This window comes from Dysgonomonas sp. PF1-14, assembly GCF_029892965.1.
Lineage (GTDB): Bacteria > Bacteroidota > Bacteroidia > Bacteroidales > Dysgonomonadaceae > Dysgonomonas.
In genome coordinates, this window is sequence record NZ_JARXWN010000011.1 from 80,125 (window position 1) to 100,451 (window position 20,327).

The window sequence follows — 20,327 nt, forward strand, 5'->3', positions numbered from 1 at the left end:
GGGCTTTATTTGGGAGGTTTGGACACCCGGCTGTTGTCTGACGTATAGATAAAGTTTTTACTTTATGATGTAATATCGGCTAATTAGGCATGTCGCTCCTTCTGAAAAAAACGGTTTGTAATGAAACTAATCGTGCCTTCTTTTTGACTGCCCGTTGTAACTATTTACTATCTTTGCACTTTACCATTTAAAATAAACTATAATAATGAAAAAAATCACATTGTTTTTATTAGTTCTGACAGCAGTATTCTATTCTTGTCAGGATAAAAACGCTTATACGATCGAGGGTAATTTTTCGGAAATTACCTTTGAGGGCAAAACTATATATCTGCAAAAGATAGACAGTATGAACGCCCAGTCGGCTACAGTATTGGACTCTGCTGTTATAAAAGATAGTAAATTCACGCTGAAAGGAATCGGCGATGGAAATATTATTATGGGATTCCTCTCAGTAGGAAAGCTCGAACAGCCGGAACCGGAATCGCCTGTAGCCACACTTATCCTCGAACCGGGTACAATTAAAGTCAATTTCGACAAGAAAGATGTATTATTAGCCGGAACTCCGAAAAATGAAGAATTTAATAAGCTGCTTGTTGTAATGAATCAAATAGGCGGTTTGATAGAAGAAGTGAACAAAGCCGGAAATGTAGATGCCGTACCACTCGATGCCAACGGACAGGACGTGAAAACGAGAATGGATAAGCATCAGGAAGAAATGAAAAAAGTAAGCTACGATTTTGTTAAAGCGAATATGACTAATAAGGCCGGACAGTTTATGTTCTATTCTTCTTTCAATTCATTTACAAAAGATGAAATAAAAGAACTGATTTCTTTGTCTGACAGTACTTTCCGTAATACTCGTGAAATAAAGGATCTTGCAGAAGAACTTAACAGGGTGATACCGGAAGTAGGACAGCCGTTTGCCGATGTAGAATTGGTGGATGTAGAAGGTAAGCGAGTGAAACTATCCGACTATGCAGGCAAAAATAAGTGTGTGGTTCTTGACTTCTGGGCTTCGTGGTGCGGGCCATGCATTCAGGAGATGCCTAATCTTATAAACACATATAAGACATACAAATCTAAAGGACTGGAGATAGTCGGTATATCTGTAGATGACGACAGATCGGCATGGGTAAACGCCGTTATGACACATAAGATGGTCTGGGTTCAGTTGGCCGACGATGTAAAACAGGCATCGAAAGTATATGGTATATCTATGATCCCTCATACTGTCGTAATCGATCGGAACGGTATTATAGTAGCAAAAGAATTAAGAGGAAAAGAACTGGATGCTAAAATAGCCGAAGTATTGAAATAAATAGAGCGGAATAAACAATAGGTAAATATTTTTTGTTTTAAAACAAGAGATAACAGGAAACTTATATATTAACCAATTTATTATATTGTTCAGATGAAAAAAATAATATTATTTCTATCAGCTATTGCGATATTAGCAACATCGTGTGGCGAGAAGGATGCATTTACCATTAAGGGTACACTACCGGGTGGAGAATGGGACGGACAACAAGTCTATCTGCAAACACTGGATGGAGAGTGGAAAGACCGTGTAAATATAGATACAGCGAATATTGTAGATGGTACCTTTATATTTAAAGGATTGGCTAAAGAAGGCCCTATCATGCACTATGTGGTGCTGAACGACGATTCAGAAAAAATGAACAGGCCGGTATCGGTTGTTGTAGAACCGGGCGAAATAGAAGTCACACTGGATACTATATCTACGGTACGCGGAACACCTATAAATAATGCTTATCAGGCACTCATGCTGAAAGCGGATGATATCAGTGCCGAAATGCGGGTGATTGCAGAAAAAGCCAGAAAAGATACAGCGAACTCTGAATTACTTGCTTCTTTAGAGAAGGAATATGACGAAAAGAATAATCTGATAACAAGCGGGACATATGACTTTGTCAAGTCGAACGTGAAAAATCAGGTTGGCGCTTATATCTTATCCCGCAATTATTATCGTTTCTCGGTTGATCAACTGAAGGAACTGACCGCGGCTATCGATCCGAAATTTAAAACTATTCCGAGAATACAAAAGATAGAGGCTACAGCAGCAGCTTTGGATGCTACAGCCGAAGGCAAAATGTACACCGATCTGAAAGGAAAAACACCTGACGGAAAAGATGCAGCTTTGTCTGACTATGTAGGCAAGGGTAACTATGTGCTGGTAGACTTTTGGGCTTCGTGGTGTGGGCCATGTCGTGCCGAGACTCCTAAACTGGTTGAAGCTTATAAACTGTACGGAGGCAAAGGGCTTGAAATAGTAGGTATCTCTCTCGATAAAGAAGGAGAAGCATGGAAGAATGGTATAAAGGCATTGAACATTACATGGCCTCAGATTTCCGACCTCAAGTTCTGGGATAGTGAACTGGCAAGTGCTTATGGTATATCTTCAATTCCTCATTTGGTATTGCTCGACAAAGACGGTAAAATTATAGCCAGAGGTCTCGATGCCAAAAAGACAGTCGAAAAAATCGCTGAATTGCTGAAAGAATAATTCGCTTATAATTATAAAAAAAGCCAGTCCTTCGTTGAACTGGCTTTTTTTTATTCGCTAAAGCAAGAAAGCCTTATCTTTACCATACCATCGTCGTTTTTGATATAAACTCCTGTTTTTTTTAGATGAATATATTGACGTTGTTTGTGATCTTATCTTTTTAGATTTACATGTAACGGCATTGTAAAATATACGTTGACAGGTACACCTTTTTCTTTTCCCGGTATCCATCGGGGCATACGTTTTATAACACTTGTTAGTGAGTCTGTCAATATTGTGCCTTTGTATTGGTCTTTTGCAGGTTCTATATCCTTTATTTCTCCTGTTCGTGTAACGGTAAATCTTACAGCAGTACGAATGTTCTCCATTATTTTATCATCAGGAATAACAGGATATTTGATGTTCTCACTTATGAATCTGTGCATCTCTGCTTCTCCTCCCGGAAAAGAAGGCATAACCTCTGCTGTAACATATACTTTTGTGGTGTCTACATCAGCTGCATTGTTTATAATAGGCTGAATAAGATGTCCTGCTTCGGTGGCTGTTTCTTCTACCGGAGTGATATGTGTATCTGTATTCTTATTCGTTTTGCACGAGATAAGTAATACGGTGGCGATTAGTATAAGGTATTTACTTTTCATATTAATTAGCGTCTAAGGTTAATGTTCATTGGTAATGTGTAATATACATTTACAGTTTCTCCATTTTGTTTGCCGGGTATCCAGTGCGGCATACGTTTTATTACACTCACAAGAGAATCACACATAGCACTATATCCTCTGATAGCTTTCACATTCTTAATCTCTCCTGTTTTTGTGACAATAAAGCGAACGGTAGCACGTCCCTGTATGCCGGTCTCCTCAATATAAGATGTAGGAACTCTGAGATTCTGGGCTATAAATTTGTACATCTCCGCTTCCCCTCCCGGAAACATGGGCATCTGTTCTACAATAACGAATGCTTTTATCGTATCGGCAGCTTCCACTTGTTTAACGTTTTCAGATATTGAAATTGTCGTGTCCGGCCTGAACGGTTCCGGCTTTTTAGTTTGCGAAGCAGCAAAGGCTGTAGTGCAAAGTAATATAGATAATATGTAAAAGCGCAGATACATAAGGCTCGTATATTTGTGTCTCTGCAAATATAACAGATAAATAATGATGAGACCTATTTATGGAAGCAAAAAGCAGAGCAAACCATGAAAATTGACATTGCCTTTTCCGGTACTTGTATCACAAATTTAAATGTTATTATATCGGACTCACATTATTTATATCTCAGCCATTTAAACATCTCGGCAAAGGTTACTTTCTTACCGTACATCAGTATTCCCACGCGGTATATTTTTGCCGCCAGTTTTACCATTAGTATGGCTGTAATGAAAAGTAATACGACAGATACTACCAGTTCCCATATCGGCACTTCGAACGGTGCACGTACCATCATTACTACAGGCGAGGTAAACGGTATTAGCGAGCACCAGAATGCCATCGCTCCTTCGGGGTTTCGGGCAGCTGCAAATCCGGTATAGAAAGCCAGAATCAGGATCACGCTGAGTGGCATCATCAGTTGCTGTGCTTCCTGCGAATCGTTGGCAGCCGAGCCAAACATGGCATATAGTGATGAGAATAACAGATAGCCTCCGATAAAGTAAAGGATCATACATACAGCTACCTGTACCCAGTTGATACTGAATACTTCGTTCAGCGATTTGCTGATCTCTACATTATCCATCATGGCCATAGCTTGTTGTGTTTCCATCGTTGAGGTCATACTGTTCGGATCTATACCAAAATACATCTGTATGGCTACCATTATGCCGCCTCCCAATATGAGCCAGACCATCAGCTGAAGCAGGCCTACAAGACCTACACCGATGATTTTCCCCATCATCAGGTCGAAAGGTTTTACCGAAGATATAATAACTTCTATAATGCGGTTACTCTTTTCTTCCACCACGCTTTGTACGACCATCTGTCCGTACATCATAATGAAGAAGAACATACAGATAGTAAGTACCATCCCTACCATGGAAGCTACTTCTCCCAGTGTTTCGGTTTCTTTTCCCGTTTCATCCCAGCGGATGGTGGATACACTTATCTTATCTTTCGATTTCAGCAGATTTTGCAGATCAGTAGCCAGTTGCACGTCTATATTGCTGCTGGTGGTAAAATCGTCTATCTTTTTGTTTTTTACTGCTTCCGACAAGGTATTGTTGATATAGGCTGTCAGTTCACGCGGTGGTTGCTGTTTCTCGGAAAAGAATGTAGCGGCGTTAGGATTTACCCCCAAGTCGCCTACGATCTGTAACAGTGCCGTTGTTTTTTCTTTTTTTGTAGTGTCATCCGCAGCCAGTGTAATAAACTCATAGTCTTTCGAGTTCTGGAACAGGCCAGCATACATTCCGGTCTGGTCTATGACATATACTTTCCTGATGTCGTCGTTGTCGCTTACCATCATCAGTATAGCCGGCAGGAAGGTCATGGCTGCGAAGAGGAGCGGGGTGAGCAACGTAGTCAGAATAAAAGTCTTTGTTTTTACTCTGGATGAGAATTCTCTCTGTATGATTAGTCCTAATGCGTTCATTTTTCTGTCTGGGATACGATTTGTATAAAAATATCATTCATTGACGGCAGCTCTTCCTCAAAGGTGAGTACCTCGTACTTGCGTGTTACTTCCTGTAGCAGTTCCGAGTTTGAAGCATTGTCGTGTCTTTGTATGCGTACTTCGGTCACATTATTGGTAGTAGATTGTGACAGTATGCTGAAATGCGATGATTCCATGTCGAAGCTGTCACCCGATACGTCCAGTTTGAAAATATGCTTCCTGTAACGGGCACGTATCTCTTTTACATTGCCTTGCAGTACGACTTTCGATTTGTTGATCAAGGTGATTTCGTCACAGAGTGCTTCTACCGATTCCATGTTGTGAGTGGATAGGATAATGGTTTTTCCTTTCGCTTTCAGTTCCAGTAACTCGTTTCTCAGCAGTTCTGCATTCACCGGGTCGAAACCGCTGAACGGTTCGTCGAGAATGTAGAGATCGGGTTCGTGTATAATTGTGGCTATGAACTGGATTTTTTGCTGCATCCCCTTCGATAGTTCTTCCACCTTCTTGTCTATCCACGATTCTATATCGAATTTCTTAAGCCAGAGGTGCATCTTCTCGTGTGCTTCCTGAGTGGATAGTCCACGCAGGCGGGCGAGAAATATAATGTGTTCTCCGACCTTCATCTTTTTGTACAATCCGCGTTCTTCGGGCAGGTAACCGATGTTGAATACATCGTCGGCTACCGATTCCCTTCCGTTGATCAGTACCTTACCTTCATCGGGGGCGGTAATTCTATTGATGATGCGGATAAGTGACGACTTGCCGGCACCGTTAGGCCCCAGCAGTCCGTAGACGCAGCCGCGCGGCACCTGAACGCTCACTCCGCTCAGAGCCGTATAGTCTCCGTATTGTTTTACAATGTCCTGTGTTTCGAGATAAAACATAGTGTTTGTTATTTTGATTTTTTTGATGTTTTACTTATTAGTCGTTGTATAGTTTAGAAAATCACAAAGAGATAAAAAATATGAAGATATTAGTGCTTTGTGTAAGCAAATAATAGAGATGGCATTTACCACCTCAATATAATGCGTTCGCCTAAAACTTTGGCAAGGGCTTTTTTGATTTCTTCCAATTCCTTTATTTGTTGCATCAGGGCAATAGCTTCATCCAGGTTACCATCTTTTTGCTTTTCGGCCATTTGGTCTTTTATGTATCTGATTCGTTTCGAGATATATGCATCTTTCAGTTCGGTGAGGACACGAGGAACATTCTTTGTCAGATGTTTATCTTCGGCCAGAGGTGTGTCTTCTTCTTTGAGATTTTCGCCGAATTGTTTTATATGTACCTTACTCAGCTGATATCTGTCATTGAGCAGTTCGGCCGCAATTTTACTCACCTCCGGATCTTGATGAGCGAGGAAATAACGGCTCGGAACAAAATCAGGATTCTCCCTTCTTTCTACAGCATCATCCAGTATTTTGGCATATAGCGGATTGGTGAACCAGAGTTCGTCGCGTTCGAGGTCGAATTTTACATAGTCGATTACATTCATCGGTATGCTATTATCCGGCTCTCCTTCTTCTGTCAGCATTTCCATACCGAAGCGTACAATATAATATAGTATTGCCAGCTCGAACTTATCTATCGGTGTGCTTTTAGGCTCTACTTTACTGTGTATAACAGGTTGTGACAGGTCATTATTGACAGCCAGCATTTCGGTCGCAGCTTTCTGGGGTGCGGTGCGTTCCAGATAAGCAAGCCTTTTCTTAGTGACTTCCTGTACTAATATACGTTCGTCTATATCGAGCAGAATACTGCAATCTTTAATATATACAGTACGTATAATATTATCGGGGATAACAGATATACTGCTTACGATATCTGAAATCAGTGTCGCACGTTTTATCGGGTCGTTTCCGGCTTCATCGATCAATAGCTTGGTCTTGAAGCGGATGAAGTCTACTTCATGTTGTTTTATGTAGTCGTTAAACGATCCTGCATTCTGTTTACGGGCAAAAGAATCGGGATCTTCGCCATCGGGCAGAAGCACAACTTTGATGTTCATGCCGTCTTCGAGCAACAAGTCTATTCCTCGCAGGGCGGCTTTTATGCCGGCGGCATCACCGTCATATATAACAGTCACATTATTTGTAAACCGATGTATGAGCCGTATCTGTCCATGTGTGAGGGCAGTACCCGACGAGGATACTACATTTTCTACTCCTGCCTGATGCATGGATATTACATCGGTGTAGCCTTCTACAAGGAAACAGCAATCGGCTTTGGTTATAGCCTGCTTGGCAAAGTAGATTCCGTACAGTTCGTTCCCTTTATGATAAATTTCACTTTCGGGCGAATTAATGTATTTACCTGTATTCTCAGCTTTTCGGAGTATGCGTCCGCCGAATGCGATAACTTTACCCGAAAGGGTATGCACAGGGAACATCACACGTCCGCGAAAACGGTCGATAAGTGCATTGTTGTTTTCATTCTCTATCGTAAGCCCTGTCTTTACAAGATATTCTTTTTTATAACCGTTTTTCAGGGCTTCCTGTGTGAATGCGTCTCTCTGTTCGAGACTGTAGCCGAGCTGAAATTTTTCGACAATGTCTTCCCTGAACCCACGCTCTTTGAAGTAGCTAAGTCCTACCGATTTACCTTCTATATGTTCGTGAAGTGTGTTCTTAAAGTAATCGCGGGCATAGTCGTTGAGTATAAAAAGGCTTTCACGCTCGTTGTATGCCTGTTTTTGCTCGTCGGTGAGTTCCCGTTCCTGTATTTCGATGTTATACTTCTTGGCAAGGAAGCGTAGTGAGTCGAAGTACGACAGCTGTTCGTGCTTCATAATGAAGTGTACAGCCGTACCACCTTCGCCACAGGCAAAGCATTTACAGATGTTTTTTGCAGGAGAAACGTAGAAAGACGGGCTTCTGTCCTCGTGGAAAGGGCACAGTCCCACATAGTTAATCCCACGTCGTTTGAGTGTGACAAACTGCGACACCACATCTACTATTTGTGCTGTGTCTATTATCCGGTCTATGGTTCCTTGATCGATCATTTTTGCAGTTACGAAAGTAATAAAAATATCGTGACATAGCTATTTAAATAATGTGAATAGGGGAGTGGTGTGTTTTTTGTTTGAAGGTTTATCTATATGTCAGTTAACAGTCAACAGTTAACAATAAAAAGCGATCTTTGAAAGAGTTGGTAAATTTGTCAGAAATGTCAGGTTTTAGTTAAAATTCACCTCACCCCAGCCCTCTCCAAAGGGAGAGGGAGTTGCAAGCCCCAAAGAAAAATACTTGTAACTTGTAACTGCCCGATAGGGCGAGGTAACTTGTAACTGATGTCAGCTTTTAGTTAAAAATGAGTCTCACACAATTGAATTAGCAATCACTGATGCGAAAGCGCGGTAAAGACGAGAAGAGTACATATGCAATTTAATTGCCCCCTGCTTTAGTTGGAGGACAGCAAAATCGGTATATAAAAGGCTTTAGCCAAATTAAGTTTGGCTAAAGTCTGTTCTCGGGTAGATCAATTAATCCACGACTTGAAAGTCGTGGCAATTAAGTAATACATAATATTTATTGTCGTGTTCAATGCTGTAGGGGCGAAATATCTTTCGCCTGCAACTATATCGGGCGAAAGATATTTCGCCCCTACTACTACCTAAGAAAATACGACAATATTTATTATCCATTACTTAAATAAGCCCAACAAGATAAAAACAATACAAGTAAGCTTTACATACTTGAGTAGTTTTTGTAAGCTTTTAGTTAAAATCGAAGCTTACTTGCTAACTTAATCGGCTGACTTCTTTTACACCTTTTACGGTTTTTAGCTTCTTTATCAGCCCGTTGAGCATATCGGTGTTGTTGAGCATGACCGAGATACTGCCATGAAACAATCCGTCGTTGCTATCTATGCTGATCGAACGCATATTTATGCCCGATTCTTTGGCTATGATCGAAGTCAGATTGTTGATGATGCCGATGTCGTCGTGACCGATAACCCGTAATGTAACGGTGTAGAGCGAACCCGATTTGCCTGTCCATCGGGCAGGGATCACCCTGTAGGCAAACCGCGATATCATATCGTTTGCATTAGGACAGTTTTTACGGTGTATCTTTATCCCCTGCGAAGATACGAAGCCGAATATTTCATCCCCGTATATCGGGTTACAGCATTTGGCGAGTTTGTAGTCTACCCCTGTCAGGTTGTGGTCTATAACAAGTTCTTCCTTACTGGTCAGCTCTTTTATATTCTCGGTCTGGTGTACAACATAGTTCTCGGCACTAATGGCTTCGTGCTTTTCGTGTTGCTCGCCTTTCTCCAGTTCCAGATACTGGTCTATTACGGTATTTACATCGAGGGCTTCTTCCGCTATCTTGATATAGAAGTCGGTAACGGTCTTAAAGCCCAGTTTTTTGATAAGGCGCATCATGATGGAATCGTTGATCTCCATCTTGCGGTTTTTTACGCGGCGCTTCATCATTTCTTTGGCTATCTCTACCTGCTTGTTGGCTTCCTCTTTGAGGCTTTGGCGTATCTTGTTTTTTGCCTTCGAGGTGGTTACAAAGTTCAGCCAGTCCTGTTTAGGAGACTGATTCGGAGAAGTTACTACTTCTATCTGGTCTCCGTTTTTTAGTTTGTGCCGTATAGAAACGTTCTTGCCATTAATCTTTCCCGACACACAGGTAGAACCTACGCGCGAGTGTATGGCAAAAGCGAAATCGAGTACGGTCGCACCTTTCGGTAGCTTGTGTAAATCTCCTTTTGGCGTAAAGACATATATTTCGTCATCGTAGAGGTCGAGTTTGAAGTTTTCGAGCTTTTCTCCCGATGCCATATCTTTGTTCTCGAGCATTTCGCGCAGGCCGGTCAGCCAGTCATCCATTCTCGACTGGCTTTTTACGCCTTTATACTTCCAGTGTGCAGCAAGTCCGCGTTCGGCTATTTCATCCATGCGACGGGTACGTATCTGTACTTCTACCCAGCGCGATTCGGGTCCCATTACTGTTGTATGCAACGATTCGTATCCATTGCTTTTGGGAATAGACAGCCAGTCTTTCAGCCTTTTCGGGTTCGGGGTGTACAGGTCGGTAACGATAGAATATGCCTGCCAGCATTCGGCTTTCTCTTTATCGAGTGGCGATTCGAGTATGATACGTATGGCAAACAGGTCGTAGATAGACTCAAAGTCTATCTTCTGTTTCTTTAGCTTATTGTTGATCGAAGAAATGGACTTGACGCGTCCTTTAACATCGTATTTCAGTCCTGTTTCTTTCAGTTTATTGTCTATCGGTGTTATGAATTCTGCAATATATTTATCGCGGGATGCTTTGCTCTCACTTATCTTCTCCAAAATGAAATCATAAGCCTCTCTGTCGGTATATTTCAGGTAAAGGTCTTCCAACTCGGTTTTTATATTATACAAACCCAGTTTATGTGCCAACGGCGTGTACAGGTATGATACTTCTACAGCCAGTTGCAGGCGATACTTTTCGGGATAGCTTTCGGCACATCTTATTTTGTGCAGGCGGCTAGCTATCTTAATAAGGATTACCCGCATATCTTCGGCGAGGGTTATCAGCAGTTTGATGTAGTTGTCGGATGCCATTGTCGACTCATTTACATCGAGTGCATTTACCTTGATCAATCCGGCTACAATATCTGCCACATCATTGCCGAATAGTTTCCTTATTTCGTCAGATGATACACATTTGTGCATAACCGGCCTGTAGAGGATAAGGGCAATGATAGATGCGCTTTTCAGCCCGAGTTCTTCTATAAGGATTATACTTGTGCTGACAGTGAGGTCTGTGATACTGCCTATTTTCTCATCTTTGCGGTAGACGCCATCAGACATAGCCTTCTTCACTACTGTGCGGAGTTTAGATAGTTCGTCAGTAGTGAGGTTGTTTTTCAACCCGTTCATCAGTCTTTTAAACTTAGAAAGGGTCAGTCCTGCTGCATTGTAAGTCGGGTAGTTCATCTTTGTTGCATATATGTTGAGTCGGGCTACAAATTCTGTTTCATCAAAATCCGAGACATTTATCTATACTATAAATTGCTGACATTGGTAGTAACCGGATGTAAAATTAATTTTTTTCTGCCAGTATAACGCTTTTTTGATAATAGATGTTTATATTTTTCCGTTTTTAGAAACTTTATGCTTTTTGAGGCAGGTAAGTTGGCAAAGCAGTTTAATTTTGTGTTTTTAACAAATATTTCAATCCGTAGTTTATGAAACAGGACGATTATGCAAAGCTTGAGAAAGATCAGCAATTTAAGAAAGATTATCTGAATAGGACAATGTGGTGGAAGAGTGTACTTATGGTACCTCCTGTTTGTTTCTTGTTTGTTGGCTTGGTCGGGATACTCTATCTGTACAAGCAGGATTTGCTGATTTCGTGGTATATTACCCCTTATCTTATATTGTTTGTTATAGGTACCGTCTGGCTGAAAGCGATAAAAAAGCATATACAGAAGACGAAAATGGAAGTTGACGGTGCTTTTCGTGTATGCCTGGCTTCACCTGTGGGGGAGAAAGGCGGATATACCTATCTGGTATATGCAAACGATTCTCATCGTCACAACAAATATTATGTGAAGACATTAGCGAAAGATATTGATTTTGCTGATTTGTCGGAGAAATATACTGACTCTGTAAAAAAGAAGCAGGTATCGGTGCAAAATTCTGAGAATAATGAGAGCTACTACGTTGTGGCTTATAAGACAAAAGATGTAGAAAAATGCAATAAAGATGCTCTGACGGATGAGATTATCCCCTTACTTTATATCGATGATAACAATACGCTTATAATCAAAAAGAAAGATTTGATCGGCTGAGATAAATACATTATACAATAATTGTATTATATTTGTACTGCATTTGACGAGAACATATGAAGATTCTTTTAGTTGGCGAATACAGCCGCGCTCATCTGACCTTAGCTGAAGGACTACGCTCGATGGGACACGAAGTGTTAACGGCTTCGGATGGAGATGGTTTTAAAAATTATCCGCGCGATGTCGATCTTACCCGTAAAAGTTCGGGCTTGATCGATACATTGAGCAGTATGATGTCTGTCAACAACAAGTTCAAAGACTTTAAGGGCTACGATGTTGTACAGTTGATCAATCCTTGTTTTACTACCCAGAATGTAAAGGTAAACAGATACCTGTATAAGAAGTTGAGAAAGAATAATCAAAAGGTCTTTATGGGTGCTTTTGGTGACGATTCTTTTTGGGTTGAGGCCTGTCTGGGAAATAAGATATTTGATTACTCCGAGTTCTTTGTTGATGGTAAGCCGATAAATGTGGATTTCAATCAGCGGTTTATCGATAAATGGATAGGTACGCCGCTCGAAGCGTTTAACAGGGAGCTTGCCGAGTCTGTAGACGGTATTTCTGCCTGTCTGTTTGAGTATTATAAATCATACGAGCCATACTTTGCAGATAAACTGGAGTATATCCCACTGCCGTTGAATACCTCCGAGATAGAATTTCAGGAAATAAAAGAAGTGCCCGAGAAGGTGAACTTCTTTATCGGTATCAACAAGGTGAGGGAGAAGTTTAAGGGTACTGACGTTATGGAGCGTTCCCTTGCTCGTCTGAAAGAAAAATATCCTGATGATATAATTGTAACCAGAGTGGAGTCCGTTAGTTATGATGTATATCAACAGCTGATGTCGCAGGCACATGTGGTGCTCGATCAGTTGTATTCACATACTCCTGCCATGAATGCCCTTTTGGCAATGGCTCAGGGTAAAGTTCTGGTCGGAGGCGGGGAGCCTTATATCTACGAATTGTATGATGATAAGGAGAATCAACCAATCATAAATGTTCATCCCAATGAGGATGATGTATTCGATAAATTGGAGTGGTTAGTGTTAAACAAGGAAGAAATTCCTGAAATTTCAAGAAAAAGCCGTTTCTTTGTCGAGAAAAATCATGACTATATAACAGTAGCTAAAAAATATATTAACTTTTGGAATAAAGAAGGTAATAGACAGTAGTGCAAGAAGACAAATATTGAATGACAACAAGCAAAAGGAGCTTCCACGATCGGGTTGCTCCTTTGTATCTTTTTTTAGCCCTTATTCTGATTGTTTTGCCTTGTCCCACAGGGCGTCCATTTCGCTTAGTGTCATGTCTTTAATGTTTTGTCCTTGCCTTTTGGCTTCCTGCTCTATATAATTAAATCTATGAATGAATTTCTGGTTAGTACGCTCCAGTGCATTATCCGGATTCACCTTATATAAGCGGGCTGCATTGATGAGGCTGAAGAACAGGTCGCCGAATTCGGCTTCCGTCTTATCTTCGTTCATGTGGGCTACCTCATTTTTCAGTTCGGTCAGTTCTTCCGCGACTTTATCCCATACATCTTCTTTCTTGTTCCAGTCGAATCCGGCGTTGCGGGCTTTGTCCTGTATGCGATGTGCTTTAGCTATGGATGGGAGCGAGGCGGGTACGCCTTCGAGGATTGTTTTATTGCCTCCCTTTTCTTTCAGCTTGATCTGCTCCCATGATTTTTCTACTTCGCCGGCAGTGTTAGCAGCTTCGTCACCAAATACATGCGGATGGCGGAAAATAAGCTTATCGCAGAGTGCATTGCATACATCGGCTATGTCGTATGTGCCTTTCTCTTCGCCTATCTTAGCATAGAAAACTACATGAAGGAGTACATCGCCTAGTTCTTTCTTTATCTCGTTGTCGTCATTTCTGATGATGGCTTCGCACAGTTCATACACCTCTTCTATCGTATTTGTGCGTAGGCTTTCGTTTGTTTGTTTGGCATCCCAGGGGCATTTTACCCGCAGTTCGTCCATAATGTCGAGGAGTCTGCCGAAAGCCTCTGTCTTTTGTTCTTTTGTGTGCATTGTGCCTTAATATTTTAAAGGAAAAGCAGACTTTCCATGAAATCTGCTTTTCCGTATTGTTTATTCTGTTTTCAGGTCTTTTATCTTCTTGAAGTTATCCAATCCCGTATTCAGAAATTGTATATACTTTTCTACATCTGTATTATAGGCATATGAAGGCCCTATCGGTTTCCCTTCCGGACTCAACAGTACATAATATGGCTGCGAATTAGTGCCGAACTTGTGGCGTTGCAGATAGCTCCACTTATCTCCGATAGTTTTCAGTTTCGTGGTTTTTCCATTTTCTTGAACTTCTATTGTTTGTGGTAGACTCTCTTTGTCATCTACCATAAGTGTTATCAGTACATATTCATTTTCAAGCATATGTTTTACGGTAGGGTTTATCCATACAGAAGTTTCCATGTCCCTGCAATTGACACAACCATATCCGGAGAAGTCTATCATGACGGGCTTGTTGTTTTTGCGGGCATATTCCATTCCGGATTCATAGTCTTCAAATTTAGCATGTACTGCACCCTCATAAAGATTGAAGTCTTGGGTTTTTGGCAATGGGGCGAAAGCGCTGATCGCACGTAACGGCGCTCCCCATAGCCCAGGAACCATATATACAGCAAAGCTTAATGATATGATAGCTAAAAATAACCGGAATACTCCCACATGGTTGGATTCACTGTCGTGCGGGAAACGTAGTTTGCCTAACAAATAGATTCCCAACAATGCAAAGATCACAATCCACAAAACAAGGAATACTTCGCGGTCTAAGATTCCCCATTTATTAGTCATGTCAGCAACTGACAGGAATTTTAGGGCTAGTGCCAGTTCTAAAAATCCAAGTACGACTTTTACCGAGTTGAGCCATCCTCCGGATTTTGGCATATTGTTGAGCCAGGAAGGGAATATGGCGAAAAGAGTAAAAGGTATGGATAATGCTAAGGCGAAACCGAACATTCCTATTGCCGGACCTAAAATTTCTCCGGATGTTGCTGTTTCTACGAGCAGTGTGCCAATGATAGGCCCTGTGCATGAAAACGAGACTAAGGCCAGAGTAAATGCCATGAAGAATATGCTTATAAAGCCGGTTGTAGAATCAGCTTTGCTATCTATTTTATTTGTCCATGATGATGGTAATACAATTTCAAATGCTCCGAAAAATGAAGCAGCAAAGACGATAAGCAGGGCAAATAGAAATAGGTTGAATATCTTATTTGTAGATAAATCATTCAGCGCACTTGCTCCGAACAGCAATGTGATAAGCAAGCCAAGAGTCAGATATATTATTATTATAGCTATACCATATGTCAAAGCGTCTTTCACTGCTTTTGCCTTACTTTTCTTATTTCTCTTCAGAAAAAAGCTGACAGTCATAGGAATTATTGGCCACACACAAGGAGTAACCAAAGCAATGAGCCCACCGATGAATCCCCAGAACAAGATACCTAATAACGATTCTTGTGACAAGTCTCCCGCAGCTCCATATGCTTTTAATTCATCTACTACAGGTGCCCATAAATCATTGGCTGCTACCGGAGCCGGAACAGCCTGAGATAAAGAGTCGGTACTGATACTGTCTGATGCATTTATTTCAGGTTTTTCCTCTGTTGGTTTATCTGTTTCTCCTGTGGCAACAACCAATGTTGCGGGCAGGTCTTTTGCTGTATAGCTATAGTCTATCTTAATAGGGATACATTGTCCGTCGACTTCGCTACATACCTGCGAGCGTAGGTCACCTTCGAGTACAAAGGCTGCTTTGTCGGTTACCTTGAAGCGCTGAACGAAGGTTGCTTGTCCTTCGTAATAACCTACCTGCATTTGGAATATCTCGTCATAGCTTTTCTTAAGCTTGGAGTTGACTGGTTTGAATGTGCCGACTTTAGTAGCTCCTTTCAGTTTGTCTACAGATAAACTCGTGGGCATAGGACCGCCTTCGGGTATATGTATATCATAGAGATGCCATGTAGGATCTATCTTGAAATTTGTAACAAGTTCGATTTCTCCATTGCCTTTATCTTCCAGTTTTATCGTCCATTTGGCCGGTTCCTGCGAGTAAGCACCGATTATGGTAATTAAGGATATGATCAGTAATAATAATCTCTTCATGTATAATATTTTTTAAGAATGCTACTATATTGGACTGAACCGACAAATATAAGAAAAAAGCGCCTATAATATCAAAATGACAGTTCTATTTTTCTATTATTGATTCTTTATAACTGTCTAATGGTGATAGTTATAATCTATATCCCTCTTTCTTGCTTTCTGTCATTTGTGAAAACTGAATTTTATTGAAACCTGTCAGGGCTTTATTATTAGACCATATAATTTTCTTATCGTGTATTTTTAGAAGTTCTATTTGTTTTATATGAACAAAAATAAATGACATTATGTTTATTCGAAAATGAGCGGTTTTCAAAGAACGAGAATCGCCGGAAGCCGCCGGCAATCTGGAGAAGCTGAAACAATACGAAAGTTATGAAAAAGCTGTAAAAGAACAATCGGAGAAATAGAGGGAGAAAGAAGACTAAGAGTCTGTTTAAATTTTATTCATTCAGATTTTTAGAGCCATTTTGGGAATAATTTATTCTTTTTTGAGGTGATAATAGCGGGCTATTTAAGCCGATAAAAGGGATAAATTAAACCAAAAGAGCCTAAAAATGAATGAAAAAGAATCTATAATAAAATATTTTGGTAAAATTTAAACAGGCTCTAAATAACAATTACTTTTTTAATACATCCAAAAAGGCTGTCTTGTGATAAGACAGCCTTACGTTTTTCTTTTTCTTTTATAGTTTAGTAAATCCCAAACTAATAGAATTGCATTTATAACTACAATACTTATCAGAATCTCCTGAATATTTCTGTTCTGAAAAATATAATATTTCAGAATAAAGACAATAATACCGACCACAGTATATAGTAGACAGTTCTTTAAGATGTAATTTTTCATAACATTGTATTAACGAAAAATGCAATCAGGTTTTTAAAAATATGTATTCCCCAAACAATAAGGAAGGCAAAATATGTATTTTTTAGTTTTTTGATACTGAAAATATATGTGAAATTTAAGATTATTCCGGCACAGAAAGTATATAATATATAGGCTATACTAAAATAGTGAAACAAACTAAATATAATACTAGAGAGTATTATTATTAAAAAGACAGACTTTATTTCGAATATTTTTCTTAATAATATATACAATGAGAATTGAAATAGGAGTGTTTCTATGAATGGTGATATTATACAAGTTCTCCAAAAAGAAAGCTTTTCTAAAATAGATGGAGTAATAAGCTGAGATGCATTAGAGAAAATATTTACAGGTATTAGTATTAATGCTGGAAATAGATAAAATAAAATGAATAAAAGTAGAATGGAGACCAGAAATTTTAGCCTCCAAAAAAATCTATATATCTTAATTATTATAAGACTCATTAACCCATGGTGCATTTAAGCGATTTCGGTTTTTAGGTTATTAATATTTCGGTTGTTTAATTTATTAATGAGTTGTATGACGATCAGAGCCATTGTTTTAGATAGTATCCTATTCTTGAACCCATCAAATGACTTAGCATAATTTCTTCGAATCATATATTGGTCGCATAATTGTGAGAATAAAGTTTCGATTCGCTTTCTTGACTTTCTAAAAATATAAGTCTGAGGTTTAGAGCCTGTTTAAATTTTATTCGTTTAGGTTTTCAGAACTATTTTTGGAATGATTTTTTCTTATCTGAAGCGCGAATAGCGGGCTATTCAAGCTGAAGAAAGGGGAAAATCGGACAAAAAGAGACTGAAAATGAACGAAAAAAGAACGATAACAAAATGTTTTGGTAAAATTTAAACAGGTTCTTAGCTAAATGCACCACGGGTTAAGATATATCATTTTAGACCTTGTATGTCTCTTTATCCAATGAGTTTGTATTGTATAATCCTGTATTTCGACAGGAAAGAGTGAGTTTGTAGAGTTCATCTTTAAATGGTAGGTTTTTGATAAATAAGTTTTGGGTGCGAATTAACGAAATAAAAGTTAATTGACAAATAAATTCACGATAATATTATAACCCCTTACACAGGTTATATTCATCAAACAAAAAAAGATGACTTTCGGGGTCATCTTCTTCTCAGGATCGCTTCTGTTCACTACATGTCTTCTTCTTATCTGTCTTTACTCTTATTTCAGTTTTTGTTTTACATTTTGTACGTCAGCCTTGACTCTCTTTTCCGCTTTTTTTACATCGGCTTTTGTTTCTTTTTTTTCCTCGCTCAGTTTGTTGTCAGCCTTTTGTTTGATGCCTTTTACATCAGAGTCGGCTGATTTTTTAGCATCTTTTATATGAAGGCTTGCATCGTGTTTTGCTTCGCCAAGTTTAGCATCCACTTTTTTTGTTTCTGTTTTTACACTTTGCTTGGTTTTAGTGAGAGCATCCTGAGCCATAATATTTGCAGAGGCGAAAAGAGCAACTGCTACAACACCTGATAGAATAATCTTTTTCATAATCGTAATCTTTTTAATTTTAGCGTTTGTGAATTGTTTCAATTCTGGTATAAAACATTCGCTTGCCTCACTTTGTTTTTTCATTCTCGGTAAAAATTGGAGTGTGTAAGTATAATTATTGCAAAAGAATATTTACTATGTTTAAAATTAAAATTCGAAGTGTGTTATTCTGTTTATAATGAATTGTTTATGTTGTGCTGTGGAATTGGAAGCCTCTTTGAGAGAGGAATAATATTGTATGTTTTTCAATAAATACTATTTTTGTATCGGAATTTTGCCGGACATATTCTTTTTCGGCTTTAACTTAACTAATTACATGAATTTGATATGAAGAATGACGAAAAAAAGATAGTTCTGGGTATCCAGGAAAAACCTAAACCGGCACAATGGCTTCTTTTAAGTATCCAGCACCTCTTCGCTATGTTTGGGGCTACGGTACTAGTCCCTGCCCTTACGGGTATGAGTCCGGCGGTAGCTCTTGTTTCCAGTGGTATAGGTACACTTGTGTTTATTGCCATAACTAAAGGTAAAGTACCTTCATATCTGGGTTCTTCATTCGCTTTTATAAATCCCATCATTGCAGTAAAGGGGCTCGAACTTGACCCTGCATCGGGTGTCGGTGTCGGTAGTTTTCTTGTCGGCAGCTTTCTTGTCGGAGTTACCTATGCAATAGTGGCGCTGATCATAGCCAAGTCGGGTACAAAATGGCTGATGAAGCTATTGCCGCCTGTGGTAGTAGGGCCTGTGATAATGGTGATCGGACTGGGGTTGTCAGCAACAGCTATACGGATGGCTACAAACAATCCGGCCGGAGAATACGATCTTACTTATGTGCTGGTAGGCCTGGTGACACTGACCATAACTATCCTGACAGCAATCTTTACACGAGGCTTCTTAAGTGTTATACCGGTATTAGTTGGCATCATCGGCGGATATATATTTTCTATATGCCTCGGTATTGTAGATCTGCAACCTGTAATAGACGCTAATTGGATACAACTGCCGCCGTTCACTATACCATTTGTCGATTATATACCAACCTTTACATGGCGTGTGTTTTTGTTGATGGTGCCTGTTGCGATAGTCCCTATTGCCGAACATATCGGTCATCAGTTGGTATTGAGTAAAGTGGTGGGGAAAGACCTGATCAAAGATCCCGGTCTCGACCGTTCTATGCTTGGTGATGGAGTTGCTACTATGATCGCAGCTACTATCGGAGGCCCTCCGAATACTACATACGGTGAGAATATCGGTGTGCTGGCTATTACCCGCGCATTCAGTATATACCTCTTTGTAGGTGCAGCTATCTTTGCTATACTTTTTGGCTTCTGTGGAAAAATAGCTGCTTTACTCACCACCATTCCTTCTCCTGTAATGGGGGGGGTATCCATATTGCTGTTTGGTATTATTGCATCCAGCGGACTACGCATGCTGGTCGAAAATAAAGTAGATTTCAGCCGTAAGCGTAATCTCATTATTTCATCCGTTATACTGGTAATCGGTATTGGAGGTGCTGCTATTCATATAGGTAAAGTGTTTTCACTCGAAGGTATGGCCTTGGCATCTATTATCGGAGTTGTCCTCAATCAGGTATTGCCCGGAAAACAAGTCGTTGATTTTGATGAAATGTTCAAAGAGTAACATCTAAAGAATGATATGAAAAAGTATGAGAGAGACTCATACTTTTTTGTTTTCAGATGAGCCTTCCGAGATAGTGAACGTTAAAAAACACAGGAGTGGAGCCTGTTATAAATAGTTAATCGAAAAGGTTGAGGGCATGGCTCTTATCCTTCTGTTTTCGGGATATTTATTCTAAAACGTGCTTTAAAACATATCCGGTTTGCTGTTAAATTGTCCTTTTTTGACGTTTATAATTTTGCGG

14 protein-coding genes and 1 pseudogene are annotated in these 20,327 nt (G+C 39.8%); 5 read left to right on the forward strand and 10 right to left on the reverse strand.

The features are described 5' to 3' along the window. Nucleotides 1-205 precede the first annotated feature (205 nt). Nucleotides 206-1,318 carry a TlpA disulfide reductase family protein gene (locus M2448_RS13645; protein ID WP_280646536.1) on the forward strand — a complete coding sequence of 371 codons (1,113 nt, stop codon included), beginning with the start codon at nt 206-208 and terminating at the stop codon, nt 1,316-1,318. Nucleotides 1,319-1,411: 93 nt separating this feature from the next. Then, nucleotides 1,412-2,524 (forward strand): TlpA disulfide reductase family protein, encoded by a 1,113-nt coding sequence (locus M2448_RS13650; protein WP_280646537.1) that lies wholly within the window; start codon nt 1,412-1,414, stop codon nt 2,522-2,524. A 152-nt stretch (nt 2,525-2,676) separates the two neighbouring features. Here the strand turns inward: M2448_RS13650 and M2448_RS13655 are convergent, their stop codons facing one another. The 6 genes from M2448_RS13655 to M2448_RS13680 all read right to left on the reverse strand — a co-directional run bounded on the left by M2448_RS13655 (nt 2,677) and on the right by M2448_RS13680 (nt 11,066). Then, the gene (locus M2448_RS13655; protein ID WP_280646538.1) at nt 2,677-3,165 is read right to left on the reverse strand and encodes a hypothetical protein; all 489 of its coding nucleotides are present in this window, start codon (nt 3,163-3,165) and stop codon (nt 2,677-2,679) included. A gap of 5 nt (nt 3,166-3,170) precedes the next feature. Further along, entirely contained in the window at nt 3,171-3,635 is a 465-nt protein-coding gene (locus M2448_RS13660) for an energy transducer TonB (RefSeq protein WP_280646539.1), read from the reverse strand. A gap of 152 nt (nt 3,636-3,787) precedes the next feature. After that, on the reverse strand, nt 3,788-5,107 hold the full coding sequence (locus M2448_RS13665; protein ID WP_280646540.1) for an ABC transporter permease: 1,320 nt from the start codon (nt 5,105-5,107) through the stop codon (nt 3,788-3,790). After that, entirely contained in the window at nt 5,104-6,015 is a 912-nt protein-coding gene (locus M2448_RS13670; RefSeq protein WP_280646541.1) for an ATP-binding cassette domain-containing protein, read from the reverse strand. The genes M2448_RS13665 and M2448_RS13670 overlap by 4 nt, the downstream gene beginning before the upstream one ends. A 125-nt stretch (nt 6,016-6,140) precedes the next feature. Continuing rightward, nucleotides 6,141-8,129, reverse strand: a complete 1,989-nt coding sequence (gene dnaG / locus M2448_RS13675; RefSeq protein ID WP_280646542.1) for a DNA primase — start codon at nt 8,127-8,129, stop codon at nt 6,141-6,143. 738 nt (nt 8,130-8,867) lie between these two features. After that, nucleotides 8,868-11,066 carry a RelA/SpoT family protein gene (locus M2448_RS13680; protein WP_280646543.1) on the reverse strand — a complete coding sequence of 733 codons (2,199 nt, stop codon included), beginning with the start codon at nt 11,064-11,066 and terminating at the stop codon, nt 8,868-8,870. A gap of 251 nt (nt 11,067-11,317) precedes the next feature. Here M2448_RS13680 and M2448_RS13685 point away from each other — a divergent pair, with 251 nt between their 5' ends. Next, on the forward strand, nt 11,318-11,923 hold the full coding sequence (locus M2448_RS13685; protein WP_280646544.1) for a hypothetical protein: 606 nt from the start codon (nt 11,318-11,320) through the stop codon (nt 11,921-11,923). Nucleotides 11,924-11,979: 56 nt separating this feature from the next. Beyond that, nucleotides 11,980-13,092 carry a glycosyltransferase gene (locus M2448_RS13690; protein WP_280646545.1) on the forward strand — a complete coding sequence of 371 codons (1,113 nt, stop codon included), beginning with the start codon at nt 11,980-11,982 and terminating at the stop codon, nt 13,090-13,092. Nucleotides 13,093-13,173: 81 nt separating this feature from the next. Here M2448_RS13690 and mazG read toward each other — a convergent pair whose 3' ends face one another. The 4 genes and pseudogenes from mazG to M2448_RS13710 form a co-directional block, all read right to left on the reverse strand. Next, entirely contained in the window at nt 13,174-13,956 is a 783-nt protein-coding gene (mazG, locus tag M2448_RS13695; RefSeq protein ID WP_280646546.1) for a nucleoside triphosphate pyrophosphohydrolase, read from the reverse strand. Nucleotides 13,957-14,016: 60 nt separating this feature from the next. Next, entirely contained in the window at nt 14,017-16,053 is a 2,037-nt protein-coding gene (locus M2448_RS13700) for a cytochrome c biogenesis protein CcdA (protein ID WP_280646547.1), read from the reverse strand. A 1,347-nt stretch (nt 16,054-17,400) separates the two neighbouring features. Next, nucleotides 17,401-17,613 (reverse strand): annotated as a pseudogene (locus tag M2448_RS13705) (transposase); the annotation flags it as partial. A gap of 508 nt (nt 17,614-18,121) precedes the next feature. Beyond that, nucleotides 18,122-18,529, reverse strand: a complete 408-nt coding sequence (locus M2448_RS13710) for a hypothetical protein (RefSeq protein ID WP_280646548.1) — start codon at nt 18,527-18,529, stop codon at nt 18,122-18,124. Between the two features lie 243 nt (nt 18,530-18,772). Here M2448_RS13710 and M2448_RS13715 point away from each other — a divergent pair, with 243 nt between their 5' ends. Beyond that, nucleotides 18,773-20,086, forward strand: a complete 1,314-nt coding sequence (locus tag M2448_RS13715; protein WP_280646549.1) for a solute carrier family 23 protein — start codon at nt 18,773-18,775, stop codon at nt 20,084-20,086. Nucleotides 20,087-20,327: the final 241 nt, after the last annotated feature.

Coding starts and splice junctions, on each gene's coding strand:
- M2448_RS13645 (WP_280646536.1), top strand. CDS start 206: ATGAAAAAAATCACATTGTTTTTATTAGTTCTGACAGCAGTATTCTAT.
- M2448_RS13650 (WP_280646537.1), top strand. CDS start 1,412: ATGAAAAAAATAATATTATTTCTATCAGCTATTGCGATATTAGCAACA.
- M2448_RS13655 (WP_280646538.1), bottom strand. CDS start 3,165: ATGAAAAGTAAATACCTTATACTAATCGCCACCGTATTACTTATCTCG.
- M2448_RS13660 (WP_280646539.1), bottom strand. CDS start 3,635: ATGTATCTGCGCTTTTACATATTATCTATATTACTTTGCACTACAGCC.
- M2448_RS13665 (WP_280646540.1), bottom strand. CDS start 5,107: ATGAACGCATTAGGACTAATCATACAGAGAGAATTCTCATCCAGAGTA.
- M2448_RS13670 (WP_280646541.1), bottom strand. CDS start 6,015: ATGTTTTATCTCGAAACACAGGACATTGTAAAACAATACGGAGACTAT.
- dnaG (WP_280646542.1), bottom strand. CDS start 8,129: ATGATCGATCAAGGAACCATAGACCGGATAATAGACACAGCACAAATA.
- M2448_RS13680 (WP_280646543.1), bottom strand. CDS start 11,066: ATGAACTACCCGACTTACAATGCAGCAGGACTGACCCTTTCTAAGTTT.
- M2448_RS13685 (WP_280646544.1), top strand. CDS start 11,318: ATGAAACAGGACGATTATGCAAAGCTTGAGAAAGATCAGCAATTTAAG.
- M2448_RS13690 (WP_280646545.1), top strand. CDS start 11,980: ATGAAGATTCTTTTAGTTGGCGAATACAGCCGCGCTCATCTGACCTTA.
- mazG (WP_280646546.1), bottom strand. CDS start 13,956: ATGCACACAAAAGAACAAAAGACAGAGGCTTTCGGCAGACTCCTCGAC.
- M2448_RS13700 (WP_280646547.1), bottom strand. CDS start 16,053: ATGAAGAGATTATTATTACTGATCATATCCTTAATTACCATAATCGGT.
- M2448_RS13710 (WP_280646548.1), bottom strand. CDS start 18,529: ATGAAAAAACAAAGTGAGGCAAGCGAATGTTTTATACCAGAATTGAAA.
- M2448_RS13715 (WP_280646549.1), top strand. CDS start 18,773: ATGAAGAATGACGAAAAAAAGATAGTTCTGGGTATCCAGGAAAAACCT.